Here is a 12,591-nt window from a genome sequence, read left to right as displayed (position 1 = left end):
TGCCGCGAAGGGCGCCGCCGGAACCGGCGGCGCCCTCCGCGAGCGGGCGGGACGGACTCAGGCCGCTCCGGGCTCGCCGGCGGCCCGGCTCGACATTCCCGGGGCCGGGGGAGGCCCGCCGGTGCCCATGCTCTTGGCCGTGGTCTTGCGGCTGCGGCGGCTGCGCCGCTCCAGCCATGTCGCGACCCGGCTGAGCGACATGTTGATCGCGATGTAGATGATCGCGACCACGATCCCCGCCTGGAGGACGTTGTTGTGGTAGTTGGCGGGGACCTGCTTGAAGCCGGCCTGCAGGAACTCGCCGTAGGCGATGATGAACCCGAGCGCGGTGTCCTTGAGCAGGACGACGATCTGGCTGACGATCGCCGGCATCATCACGGTGACGGCCTGCGGCAGCAGGACGAGCCGCATGACGCCGTTCTTGCGCAGCCCGATGGAGTAGGCGGCCTCCGACTGCCCCTTGGGGATCGACAGGACGCCCGCCCGCACGATCTCGGCCAGCACCGAGCCGTTGTACATCACCAGGCCGAACACGACCGCGGCATAGGCGGGCACGGTGACCACGCCGGCGTTGCTCTCCACCCCGAAGAGGAAGAAGAAGTAGTCCACCGACATCCGCTGGATCTGACCGAACTGGGACTCGGCGATCTCCGGGCTGATCTTGTTGGGGACGAAGAACGCCAGGAAGATCAGGATCAGCAGCGGGATTCCGCGGAAGAACTCGACGACGGCCCCGGCGGGGAGCCGGATCCACCAGTGGTTCGACAGCCTGGCGAGGCCGAACACGGCCCCGAACAGCAGGGCCAGCACGGTCGCCATGGCGGCGGCCTTCAGCGTGTTCAGCAGGCCGGGCAGGAGCAGGTGCCGCCAGACCGTCCACTCGGTGAACGGGGTCCAGAGCTTCGTCTGGAACTGGTCCTTGTCGTAGAGCCGCCAGATGAGCCCGGCCAGGATCGCGAGGAGCACGACCGTCACGATGACGGTCAGCAGCCTGTTCCGCGCGTGGGCCCTCGGCCCGGGGATGTCGAAGAGTACGGACGCTTCCTTGCTCACCGGGCCACCGCCATTCGCTTGGCCAGCCAGCCGAAGAAGTATCCGGTCGGCAGCGTGAGGATCAGGAAGCCGATGGCCACGCCGAGGAACAGCGGGATCACTCCGTTCGCGAACGTCGGCTTGTCGACGATCGTCTTGGTCACCAGCGCGACCTCGCCGTAGCTGGCCGCGGCGGCCACCGTCGTGTTCTTGATCATCGCGATGAGGACGCTGCCCATCGGCGCGATGATCGAACGGAACGCCTGCGGCAGGATGATGATCCGGAGCGACTGGTTGAACGTCAGCCCGATCGAGCGGGCCGCCTCGGCCTGCCCCAGCGGGATGGTGTTGATCCCCGACCGCAGGGTCTCGCAGACGAACGCCCCGGTGTAGGCGGACAGCCCGACGACGGCCCACCAGTAGTAGCTCGTCGAGTAGGTGCTGGAGAACTTCAGGGCGAGGATGTCGTTGAGTCCCAGGCTGCACATCAGCAGGACGAGCGTGAGCGGCGTGTTGCGCACGATGTTGACGTAGCCCGTGCCGAAGGCGCGCATGACGGGGACGGGGGCGACGCGGAAGCTCGCCATGAGCGTGCCGATGATCAGCGAGAGCACCGCGGCGGCGCCCGCGAGGCGCAGGGTCGCCCAGAATCCTTGGAGGAGTTCCCCGAAGTTGTCGAAGAACGGGCTGAAGTCAAACATTGCTCAACAGTTCCATGGCGTTCCAGCGGTGTCGGGCCACACCGGTGCGTCCCCGGGAGGACACGTCCTGGCGGGGACGCACCGGCATGACGGGTCGGGCCGGCCTGTGATCAGGCGCAGCCCTCCATCTGCGGGACGGTCTTGACGAGCTTCAGCCCGGTGCCGGCGAAGTGCTTGTCCAGCAGCTGGCCCGCGGTGCCGTCGGAGTACATCTGGTTGACGGCCTTGTTGACGGCCTCACAGGTCTCGATGTCGCCCTTCTTGATGCCGACGCCGTACTTCTCGTCGGTGAAGGGGTCGTTGATGACCTTGAAGGAGCCCTTCTGCTGGTTGGCGAACCCGGCGAGGATCAGGTCGTCGGTGCTGACCGCGTCCAGCGCGCCCGACTTCAGCTTGCTCACGCACTCGGAGTAGCTCTGGGCGTCCACCAGCTTGACGCCGGAGATGTCGAGCTTGCCGTCCGGCGGCGGCTCGGTGATGCGGCGGAAGGAGTTGGACCCGGCCGCCTTGCACAGCCGCTTGCCCTTGAGGTCCTTGGTCACCTTGATGTCGTTGTTGTCGGCGTTGACCATCGTGTCCTGGTGGGCCACGTAGTACGGGCCGCCGAACGTCACCTGCTGCTTGCGCGCCTCGGTGATCGAGTAGGTGGCGACCACGAGGTCGACCTGCCCGCCGCCGATGAACGACTCGCGGTTGGCGGAGGTCGTCTCCTTGAACGTGATGCCGCTCTCGGGGACGCCGAGCTGCTTGGCGATGTACTTGGCGACGTCGACGTCGAAGCCGGCGAAGGTGCCGTCGGGCTTCTTCAGGCCCAGTGCGGGCTGGTCGAACTTGATGCCGATGGTCAGCTTCTTGTCGTCCTTGGCCTTCTGGACGACCGTCTTGGCCTCGGTCTTCTCCGTGTCGCTGCCACAGGCCGAAAGCGCCAGTGACAACGCCATCCCCGCCCCGATGAGGGCGCCGAAACGACGTACTCGCATTTCTCGTCCTACCTCTGCTCTCTGCCGGAGCCCCGCGGCTCAGTGGACCATTCTCATCCTCTGCGGACCGAACAGTTCAGGTCTTGTGGATAACCGGAGGCGAGTGAATCAGTGCGTGAGGATCTTGGAAAGGAAGTCCTTCGCGCGGTCGGTGCGCGCGTTGGTGAAGAACTCGTCGGGCGTGTTCTCCTCCACGATCTGGCCGTCCGCCATGAACACGACCTTCTGCGCCGCCCTGCGCGCGAAGCCCATCTCGTGGGTGACGACGATCATCGTCATGCCCTCGCGGGCCAGACCCGTCATGACGTCGAGGACCTCGTTGACCATCTCCGGGTCCAGCGCCGAGGTCGGCTCGTCGAAGAGCATCACCTTGGGCTTCATCGCGAGGGAGCGCGCGATCGCGGCCCGCTGCTGCTGGCCGCCGGACAGCTGGGCGGGGTACTTGGACGCCTGGTCGCCGATGCCGACCCGGTCCAGCAGCTCCATCGCGTGCTGCTCGGCCTCCCGTTTGCCCTGCTTGCGCACCTTGATGGGCCCGAGCGTGATGTTCTGCATGATCGTCATGTGGGCGAACAGGTTGAACGACTGGAACACCATGCCGACGTCGGCGCGGAGCTTCGCCAGCTCCTTGCCCTCTTTGGGCAGTTCCTTGCCGTCCACGAGGATCGTCCCGTCGTCGATCGGCTCCAGCCGGTTGATCGACCGGCACAGGGTCGACTTCCCGCCGCCGGACGGGCCGATGACGACGACGACCTCGCCGGAGTCGACGGTGAGATTGATGTCCCTGAGGACGTGCAGCTCGCCGAAGTGCTTGTTGACGTGCTCGACCACGACGAGGGGCCGGCCGCCCTCGGCGGCCCGCTCCGGGCCGGCTTCCTCCGGCCCGTCCTTGGTGAGGTCGGGCCCGCCTTCGCTGTCCGTCATGCGCTCGGACTTTACGTCATCGGTGACTCCGCAAAAGTTGCCGCGCGGTACCGATACGATCACGAATCCCCATGTCGGGCGGGGTTCGCCGTGGCGGAGAGTGATCATTGCGGCTCGTGTGCGTGGCGGCTCGCCCGTTCGTTGATATCGCGCCGGGCCCGTACCCTTGGTAACCGTCATGAGTGCGCCTATGAATACGGCTGCCCGTACGTACGAGATCCGCACTTACGGGTGCCAGATGAACGTTCACGACTCCGAGCGGCTGTCCGGGCTCCTGGAGGCGGCCGGCTACGTCCGCGCCCGGGACGCCGAACCCGACGTGGTGGTGTTCAACACCTGCGCGGTGCGGGAGAACGCCGACAACCGGCTCTACGGCAACCTGGGCCATCTGCGGCCGGTCAAGGACGGTCATCCCGGCATGCAGATCGCCGTCGGCGGCTGCCTCGCGCAGAAGGACCGCGACACCATCGTCAAGCGCGCCCCCTGGGTGGACGTGGTGTTCGGCACCCACAACATCGGGTCGCTGCCCGCGCTGCTGGAGCGCGCGCGGGTCCAGAGCGAGGCGCAGGTCGAGATCGAAGAGTCGCTGGTGACCTTCCCCTCGACACTGCCGACACGCCGTGAGTCGCCGTACGCCGCGTGGGTGTCGATCTCCGTCGGCTGCAACAACACGTGCACGTTCTGCATCGTCCCGTCGCTGCGCGGCAAGGAGAAGGACCGCCGGCCCGGGGAGATCCTCGCGGAGATCGAGGCGCTCGTGGCCGAGGGCGCCCTGGAGATCACTCTCCTCGGCCAGAACGTCAACGCCTACGGCTCGGGGTTCGGCGCCCTCGCCGCCGCGCCCGACGAGGTCCGTGCGATGACGGCGGGCGGGCAGTCCGCGTTCGCGGGGCTGCTGCGGGCGTGCGGGGACGTCGAGGGGCTGGAGCGGGTCAGGTTCACCTCGCCGCACCCCAAGGACTTCACCGACGACGTCATCGCCGCCATGGCCGAGACGCCGAACGTGATGCCGTCGCTGCACATGCCGCTGCAGGCCGGGTCGGACGCTGTGCTGCGCGCCATGCGCCGTTCCTACCGGCAGGAGCGCTACCTCGGCATCATCGAGAAGGTCCGGGCCGCGATCCCGGACGCGGCGATCACCACCGACATCATCGTGGGCTTCCCCGGCGAGACCGAGGCCGACTTCGAGGAGACCCTGCACGTGGTGAGGGAGGCCCGGTTCTCGTCGGCGTTCACGTTCCAGTACTCCAAGCGTCCGGGCACGCCGGCGGCGACCATGGACGGCCAGGTGCCGAAGAAGGTCGTCCAGGAGCGGTACGAGCGGCTCGTCGCCCTCCAGGAGGAGATCTCCTGGGAGGAGAACAAGAAGCAGCTCGGCCGCACCCTGGAGGTCCTGGTGGCCGAGGGGGAGGGCCGCAAGGACGAGGCGACCCGGCGGCTGTCGGGCCGTGCGCGCGACAACCGCCTGGTCCACTTCGGCGTGCCGGAGGAGCCGGTCCGCCCGGGGGACATGGTCACGGTCGAGGTCACCTACGCCGCGCCGCACCACCTGGTCGCCGACAAGCCGGTGCGGGACGTCCGGCGCACGCGCGCGGGCGACGCATGGGAGGCCCGCCAGGGCCGGGAGGCCGGCCAGAAGGGCGTTTCGCTGGGAATGCCGTCGATCGGACGTCCGGCCCAGGCCGACGCGCCCGCGGCAGGCTGCTCCGCCGTCTCCTGAACTCCGGCATGATCGGGTTCACCCACGTGAGGGACCCGGTGGCAGGGAGGCAGTGTGCTCGTATCGGCGGCGGTGTGCCCGCATCCGCCCATCCTCGTGCCCGCGATGGCGGGGGAGGCGGCGCCGGAACTCGACGCCCTGCGCGCCGCGTGCGATGAGGCCGTCGCCCGCCTGACGGGGCCCGCGGGCCCGCCGGCCGGCCGCCCGGCGGATGTGCTGGTCGTCGTGGGCGGCGGCCCGGGAACGCGGTCCTACGGGCCGGACGCGTACGCGACGCTCCGGCCGTACGGTCTCGATTGGACGATCCCCGACGGGCCCAAGGACGCCGCTGAGGCGCTGCCGCTCTCTCTGACCATCGGGCGCTGGCTGCTGGAGCGGCGCGGCGCCGGCGCCCGCTACGAGGCGGTCGCCTTCGACGCTTCGCCAGAGGAATGCCTGACACTCGGACGGCGGCTCGCCGGGTCGGCAGACCGGGTCGCCCTTCTGGTCATGGGCGACGGGTCGGCGTGCCGCTCGGAGAAGGCGCCCGGCTACCTCGATGAGCGTGCGCGGCCCTATGACGCGGCGGTGGCGCACGCGTTCGGGGACGCCGATGCCGCAGCCCTGGCCGCTCTGGACGCGGGACTCTCCCGGGAACTGCGGGCGGCCGGGCGTGCGGCATGGCAGGTGCTCGCCGGCGCCGCCGGCGGAACCGGCTTCGAAGCGGACCTTCTCGCCGACGAGGCGCCGTACGGCGTCGGCTATTTCGTCACGGTCTGGTCACGGACGGGTCAAGGCTGCTGACCGCCGCCCTGGCCGCCGCTCTGGCCGCCACCCTGTTCGCCCTGGCCGCCGCTCTGGCCGCTCTGGCCGCCTTCGCGGTCGATGTATTCGCCGGCCTTCTGCTGGGCCTTGTCGACCTTGTCGGAGTACTTGCCGCCGGTGCGCTCGTCGATCTTGTCCCCGGCGCGCTCCACGCCCTGGCGCGCCTTGTCGGTGTTCTGCCCGAGCATCTGCTTGACCTTGTCGACGATGGACATCGAAAATCCCCCCGGATCCCTCGTCTCGTCGGTGGCGCCCACGCTCGCGTGCGACACCCGTACAACCCGCCTATACCCGTTCTCTTGCCACAATCAATCCCGTGACCTCAGCGAATAGACCGGATGTGATCGCGGTCGTCGGCGCGACCGCCGCCGGCAAGTCCGATCTCGCCGTGGAACTGGCCCTGCGGCTGGGCGGGGAGGCGGTCAACGCCGACTCGATGCAGCTGTACCGCGGCATGGACATCGGCACGGCGAAGCTCACCGCGGACGAGATGCGCGGCGTCCCCCACCACCTGCTGGACGTCTGGGACGTGACCGAGACCGCGAGCGTCGCCGAGTACCAGCGGCTCAGCGCCGACGTGATCGCGTCGATCCGGGGGCGCGACCGGGTGCCGGTCCTGGTCGGCGGCTCCGGCCTGTACGTGCGGGCCGCGCTCGACCACCTGGAGTTCCCCGGGACGGACCCCGCCGTCCGGGCACGGCTGGAGGAGGAGCTGGCGCACGCCGGTCCTGGCCCGCTGCACGAGCGGCTGCGCGGTCTCGACCCGGCCGCGGCTGCGGCGATCCTGCCGAGCAACGGCCGCCGGATCGTCCGGGCGCTGGAGGTGATCGAGATAACCGGCCGGCCGTTCACCGCGACGCTGCCCGAGCACCGCTACCGCTACGGCTCGGTCGTCCAGGTCGGGCTGAGCGTCCCCCGCGAGGAGCTGGACGAGCGCATCGCCCTGCGGGTGGCGCGGATGTGGGACGCGGGGCTGGTCGGCGAGGTCCGTGAGCTGGAGAAGCACGGCCTGCGCGACGGCCTGACCGCCGGACGCGCCCTCGGCTACGCGCAGGTCCTCCGGTTCCTGTCGGGGGAGTGGACGGAGGAGCAGGCCATGCAGGACACCGTCCGGACGACCCGCCGGTTCGCCCGCAGGCAGGAGTCGTGGTTCCGCCGGGACCCCCGCGTCCAATGGCTCCCCTACGACGCCCCGGACCTGGCTGGCCGCGCACTCGACCTGGTCGGCTGAGACGCCAGGGGACGCAATAGAATCGGGGAATGCGGTTCGTCAAGGGGCACGGCACCGAGAACGACTTCGTGATCCTGCCCGACCCGGACGGCCTCCTGGACCTCACCCCGGAGGCCGTGGCCCGATTGTGCGACCGGCGGGCCGGGATCGGCGCCGACGGCGTCCTGCGGGTCGTCCGGACGAAGGCCGCGGACCTCGCGGCGGACGTCGAGGGCGGCGCGGAGGCCGAGTGGTTCATGGACTATCGCAACGCCGACGGCGGTATCGCCGAGATGTGCGGCAACGGGATGCGCGTCTTCGCCCGCTACCTCGTCGACGCGGGCCTCGCCGCCCCCGGGGAGTGGGACGTCGCGACCCGGGCGGGGCTGCGGCGCGTGACGCTCGGCCCGTCCGGCGACGTGAGCGTCGACATGGGCCCGGCCGACGTCCTCGGCTCCGGTGAGGCGTCCATGGCGGGCACCCTGTTCCGGGGCGAACGCGTCTCGGTGGGGAACCCGCATCTGGCGTGCCGGGTGGACGGGCCGGTCGCGGCGCTGGACCTGTCCCGGGCGCCCGGATTCGACCCCGGCGTCTTCCCCGGCGGGGTGAACGTCGAGTTCTTCCGCGCCGTCGGGGAGCGGCACCTGGAGATGCGGGTGTACGAGCGCGGCTCCGGCGAGACCCGTTCGTGCGGCACCGGCACGGTGGCGGTCGCCGCGGCGGCGGCCCTGGGCGCCTCCGGCCCGTCCGAGTGGACCGTGGACGTCCCCGGCGGGCGGGTGACCGTGGCCCTCGACGGGGAGACCAGCCGCCTGACGGGTCCGGCCGTGCTGGTCGCCGAGGGCGAGACCCGGCCCGGCTTGATCTAGCGGAAACCCCGCCCAACCAGGGCTGGAGCCGCGTTCCTGCTCGTCCCGGCTCGAACGGGACAGGTGTCCCTCACCAACGGGACCTTCCGCCGCATAACTTCGTTCATGCACACCCTCTGGTGAATGGCCCGTATGGATCGGGATGGGAGCCCCGTTCCGTACGGAGCCTGAGGGCCGGTGGCGACCTTCTTGGCGGGGGGCGGTCACCGGCCCTCCCACCCGGGAGGGGGCCGGAGGAGCAGGCCGTACGGCCCGGCTCGACCCGGCCGGGATGATGCGGACGGGCGTCAGGAATGGGCGCCGTTGACGGGGAGCCTGGCGCGGACCAGCGTCCCCCCTTTGGGGCCGGGGCCCACGGTGCAGGAGCCGCCCAGTTCGGCCGCGCGCTCCCGCATGGACGACATGCCGATGCCCGAACGCACCTGTGAGGGCAGGCCCACGCCGTCGTCGTCGACGGTGACGTGCAGGTCGCCGTTCAGGTGCAGCCGGACGATCGCCGAGCCGGCCTTCGCGTGCCGGTGCACGTTGGTGAGCGCCTCCTGCACGATCCGGTACGCGGCGACCTCGGCGGCCGCCGGCAGGCCTTTGAGATCGCCCTCCACCTGGACGTCCACCTCCGGGCCGTCGCCCGTGGCGACGACCCCGCCGAGCGCCTGGATCGCGCCCGCCAGTCCCAGATCGTCCAGCGCGGGCGGCCGGAGCCCGTACACGAGCTCCCGGATGTCGCCGATGGTGCTCCCCATCGTCGTGCGGAGTTCTTCCAGGAGGGCGTCCACCGCCTCGGGATCGGTCTTCAGCGTGATGCGCGCGGCGTCGACCGTCATCGCGAGGCTCGCCAGCGTCGGGCCGAGCCCGTCGTGCAGGTCGCGCCGCAGCCGCCGCCGCTCCTCCTCCCGGGTGCGCAGGATGTGCTCCCTGGACCGCTGGACGTCCGCGGCGAGCCGTACCGCGTTCGACAGCTCGGCGAGATTGCGGGCCAGGATGCCCGACAGCCGCGCGTCCGGCGACCGGGTGACGCCGAACAGCAGCCGCCCCACCGGCTCCCCGTGCCAGACCAGCGGGATGAGCTGCGGCCGGTCGCCGAGCAGGCCGTCCTCGGCCGAGATCGTCCGGCCGTCGCGGTCCAGGACCTCGATCACGACGCCGGTGGCGTGCAGGGCGGAACGCGCCACCTCGGCGGCGACGGCGAGCGCGGCGGCCGGGTCGGCGGCGGTCTGCAGCCGCCGGTTGAGGCGGTCGGCGATCCGGTACGGGTCGCGCTCGCCGTGGATGACCCCGTCCACCATGCGCTGAAGGCGCCGCCGGACGGGCTCGAACACCGCGCCGGCGACGATCGCGCCGGCCAGCCCGGAGATGGTCCCCTGGCCGTGGGCGAGCAGGCTCGCCGTGCCGACCAGCGCGAAGTACACGCCGGTGATGACGGCCACGAGCCCCGCGTACACCAGCGTCCGGCTGACGACGAGATCGATGTCGTAGAGCCGGTAGCGGGTGATGGCGATGGCGATGCAGACGGGAACGGCGACGATGGTGACGTTGCGCAACGGATCCCCGATCATGCTGTTCTCGCCGACGTAGATGACCGCCTCGGCGATGATTCCGGGATAGATGACCCAGGCGATCTGCCGCCGGACGTCGGGCGGCGACCGGACGAACCGCACGGCCACCGAGAGCAGCCCGGCGGCCAGGGTGCCGATGATGACCGCGGTGATGGCCACAGGGATCTCGCCGAACGGGTAGGTCGAGACCCCGTTGTGCCAGCGGCGCACGTCCGGGTCGATCGTCAGGTGGACGCAGACGATCACCGGGACGAGGCAGGCGAGGGCGAGCACCGGCCGGAACCAGCGCGACACCAGGCGTCCGTCCGGGAAGATCAGCGGCAGGACGAGCGTAAGGGCGTAGGTGTCAACGGCCCAAAGCCAGGTGCTGAGCCAGGTGACGAAGCCGGTTCCGGGCCAGTGGTGGAGCTCGAACCACGGGGCCGTGTTGAGCGAGAGGACGTACACGGCGGCGCAGAAGCCGGATCCGAGCATGAGCCAGCCGACCGTCAGCCTCGGCCGGTGCCGCAGCAGGACGGCGGCCACGGGCGTCCAGGCGACGGCGACGAGGATCTCCGGATGCCACCACACCATCCGCAGGTCAGAGGGCAGCCGGGTACCGATGATGAACGACGCGGCGACGATCAGGACGGCTGCGAGCGCCACCGGGACCGCGATGCGGCCGCGTCGGCGGTCCTGTTCTGCCGTCTCCACCATGCACACCCCAGAGCAAAAGTAATGGAATGTTAAAGCGTCCTGGCCCCAGTCCTGCACTCATCAGGGCGTCCGCCTCAGGACACCGGGATTCCCCTCCGCCGACACTGTCTCCGTCACGGCGCACTGGCGCGTGCCGTGATGGTAAACCGCGGAACCCGGCGGACAGAACCGAAGGTGCAGGTCACAGTCGCCCTGTGGGAGGTACCGGACGCTGTTCGCGCGCCGCCCGCCGGTGTCCGGAGGTGCGGTGCGGGCGGCGGCTCCGAGCCCTTCACGGGGGCGGGTTCGGGTCGCCGCCGGTGCCAGAACGGCCGGAATGGGCCGCGGACCCGACGACCGCACGGCCGCGCGGCCGCGCGGGCGCGCGGGCGCCTGGGTCAGGTCGGCAGAGTCAACATGCTTTCGCGGGTGAGCGCCCGCACTCCGCGCCGCAGTTCTTCGGGGGAGAAGTCCCCGAGCACGAGCCGCTGCACGAGGAAGCCGGGCACGACGGCGAACAGCGTCTTGCCGACGGCCACGACGTCGGTGTCGGCCGGGAGGAACCCGGCCTGGACCAGCCGGCTCATGTAGGCCGTCCACGTCTCCCGGAGCGCGGTGACGTTGGCGGCGACGTACGTGGCGATCTCCGGGTCGTGCACGGCGAGGGCCCACGCCTCCGGCGCGAGCCGGAGCGGGCCGTTCTCGCCGGACAGGTCGACGACCTTGGCCGCGAGCTGCTCGATCACCTCGTCCAGCGGCAGGAGGGGGTCGGCGTGCGAGAGTTCGTCGAAGAACGCGTGCATGTCGCCGACCACCGTCGAGATGTTGGCCTCGATGATCTCGTTCTTGCTCTTGAAGTAGCGGTAGACGGCGCCGGCCGAGAGCCCGGCCTCGGCGAAGATGTCCTGCATGGACGTCGCGTGGACGCCCTTGCGGATGAAGCAGGCACGGGCCGCGTCCACGATCTGACGGCGCCGCCGCTCCAGATGCTCCTCGCTGACCCTCGGCATGGGGCAACCATAAAACGAACGTTCGTTTCTTGACAACTCCGGGCCTCGGCTGTGACTCTCCAAAAGAGAACGGACATTCGCTTTATTTAGGAGCCGACCATGCGATCCTCCCTCGCCCGGCGCACCGCCGGCGTGGCCGTCGTCGCCGCGCTGCTGCAGCTCGTCATGATCACTGCCTTCGCCTGGCCCGCCGCGCGGGTGGCGCCGCGCGACGTCCCGATCGTCGTGACCGGCCCGCAGGCCGCCGCCGTCGCGGAACGGCTGGACCGGGAACGGCCGGGGGCGTTCGACGTCCTGACCCGGCCGGACGAGGCCGGCGCGCGGGCGGCGATCGCCGGCCGCGAGGCGTACGGCGCCATCGTCACGACGCCGTCCGGCCCCAAGGTGCTCACCGCCTCGGCGGCCTCGCCGTTCATCGCCCAGCAACTCGGCGCGCTGGCCCAGGCCCAGGCCAAGGAGGGGAGGCCGCCGGTCCCGCCCGTCCAGGACGTCGTCGCCGCCGACTCCGACGACCCGCGCGGAGCCGGATTCGGCGCCCTCGCGCTGCCGCTGATCATGTCCGGGCTCGCCGCCTCGGTGCTGCTGACGTTCGCGATCCCCGCGGCCGCGTGGCGCGCCGCCGGCGTGGTGCTGTTCGCCGTGCTCGGCGGCCTCGGCGCGGCGGGGATCGCGCAGGGCTGGCTGTCGCTGCTGCCCGGCCCCTACCTCGCGCTCGCCGGGGTCATGTCGCTGACGATCCTCGCCGTGACCGGCACCGTCGCCGGCCTCGCCACGGCCCTCGGCCGCGCCGGCCTCGGCGTCGGCTCGCTCACGCTGCTCCTGCTCGGCAATCCGCTGTCCGCCGCCGCCTCCGGTCCGGAGATGCTGCCGCAGCCGTGGGGCGACCTCGGCCAGATGCTCCCGCCGGGTGCGGCGGTGACCCTGCTGCGGTCGACGGCCTTCTTCGACGGCGCGGGCGCCGCGGGACCGCTGGCCGTCCTGGTCGCCTGGGCCGCCGCCGGGTTCGCGCTCCTGGCCGTCGGCGGGCTGCGGGGACGTACCGGGGAGGAGGCCGCACGCGGCCGCGAACCCGCCCTCGCCTGACATCGGACGCCTTCTACTGGCTTTTCC

12 protein-coding genes are annotated in these 12,591 nt (G+C 70.9%); 5 read left to right on the top strand and 7 right to left on the bottom strand.

The genetic code is table 11. The features are described 5' to 3' along the window. Positions 1–57: 57 nt before the first annotated feature. The 4 genes from AB0C35_RS04850 to AB0C35_RS04835 form a co-directional block, all read right to left on the bottom strand. Positions 58–1,053, bottom strand: a complete 996-nt coding sequence (locus AB0C35_RS04850; RefSeq protein WP_358450625.1) for an amino acid ABC transporter permease — start codon at positions 1,051–1,053, stop codon at positions 58–60. After that, positions 1,050–1,733 carry an amino acid ABC transporter permease gene (locus AB0C35_RS04845; RefSeq protein WP_358450622.1) on the bottom strand — a complete coding sequence of 228 codons (684 nt, stop codon included), beginning with the start codon at positions 1,731–1,733 and terminating at the stop codon, positions 1,050–1,052. Before AB0C35_RS04845 ends, AB0C35_RS04850 begins: the two co-directional genes overlap by 4 nt. A gap of 110 nt (positions 1,734–1,843) precedes the next feature. Then, positions 1,844–2,713 carry a glutamate ABC transporter substrate-binding protein gene (locus AB0C35_RS04840; protein ID WP_358450619.1) on the bottom strand — a complete coding sequence of 290 codons (870 nt, stop codon included), beginning with the start codon at positions 2,711–2,713 and terminating at the stop codon, positions 1,844–1,846. Between the two features lie 108 nt (positions 2,714–2,821). Then, positions 2,822–3,544 (bottom strand): amino acid ABC transporter ATP-binding protein, encoded by a 723-nt coding sequence (locus AB0C35_RS04835; protein WP_358451111.1) that lies wholly within the window; start codon positions 3,542–3,544, stop codon positions 2,822–2,824. Between the two features lie 271 nt (positions 3,545–3,815). Here AB0C35_RS04835 and miaB point away from each other — a divergent pair, with 271 nt between their 5' ends. Together miaB and AB0C35_RS04825 are read left to right on the top strand one after the other, a co-directional pair. Beyond that, on the top strand, positions 3,816–5,357 hold the full coding sequence (gene miaB / locus AB0C35_RS04830) for a tRNA (N6-isopentenyl adenosine(37)-C2)-methylthiotransferase MiaB (RefSeq protein ID WP_358450616.1): 1,542 nt from the start codon (positions 3,816–3,818) through the stop codon (positions 5,355–5,357). 54 nt (positions 5,358–5,411) lie between these two features. Then, complete coding sequence (locus AB0C35_RS04825; RefSeq protein ID WP_358450614.1) at positions 5,412–6,140, top strand: hypothetical protein; 729 nt, start codon at positions 5,412–5,414, stop codon at positions 6,138–6,140. Here the strand turns inward: AB0C35_RS04825 and AB0C35_RS04820 are convergent. Further along, complete coding sequence (locus AB0C35_RS04820; protein WP_358450611.1) at positions 6,128–6,376, bottom strand: antitoxin; 249 nt, start codon at positions 6,374–6,376, stop codon at positions 6,128–6,130. The genes AB0C35_RS04825 and AB0C35_RS04820 overlap by 13 nt on opposite strands. Before the next feature lie 125 nt (positions 6,377–6,501). Between AB0C35_RS04820 and miaA the strand changes: the two genes are divergently transcribed. Both miaA and dapF read left to right on the top strand, forming a co-directional pair. Then, positions 6,502–7,392, top strand: coding sequence for a tRNA (adenosine(37)-N6)-dimethylallyltransferase MiaA (gene miaA, locus AB0C35_RS04815; RefSeq protein WP_358451109.1), 891 nt, complete (start codon positions 6,502–6,504; stop codon positions 7,390–7,392). Positions 7,393–7,421: 29 nt separating this feature from the next. After that, positions 7,422–8,240, top strand: a complete 819-nt coding sequence (dapF, locus tag AB0C35_RS04810) for a diaminopimelate epimerase (protein WP_358450608.1) — start codon at positions 7,422–7,424, stop codon at positions 8,238–8,240. A gap of 287 nt (positions 8,241–8,527) precedes the next feature. Here dapF and AB0C35_RS04805 read toward each other — a convergent pair whose 3' ends face one another. Beyond that, positions 8,528–10,492: a histidine kinase gene (locus tag AB0C35_RS04805; protein WP_358450605.1), complete on the bottom strand. Its 1,965-nt coding sequence runs from the start codon at positions 10,490–10,492 to the stop codon at positions 8,528–8,530. Between the two features lie 377 nt (positions 10,493–10,869). Next, positions 10,870–11,481, bottom strand: a complete 612-nt coding sequence (locus AB0C35_RS04800) for a TetR/AcrR family transcriptional regulator (RefSeq protein ID WP_358450602.1) — start codon at positions 11,479–11,481, stop codon at positions 10,870–10,872. A gap of 99 nt (positions 11,482–11,580) precedes the next feature. On the opposite strand from AB0C35_RS04800, the gene AB0C35_RS04795 reads away from it, so the two are divergent. Further along, the gene (locus AB0C35_RS04795; RefSeq protein ID WP_358450599.1) at positions 11,581–12,564 is read left to right on the top strand and encodes a hypothetical protein; all 984 of its coding nucleotides are present in this window, start codon (positions 11,581–11,583) and stop codon (positions 12,562–12,564) included. The last annotated feature ends 27 nt before the right edge of the window (positions 12,565–12,591 follow it).

The organism is Spirillospora sp. NPDC048819 (assembly GCF_040650055.1).
GTDB lineage: Bacteria > Actinomycetota > Actinomycetes > Streptosporangiales > Streptosporangiaceae > Spirillospora.
The sequence above is the reverse complement of the archived record's forward strand: the minus strand, read 5'-3'. Positions and strand labels throughout refer to the sequence as shown.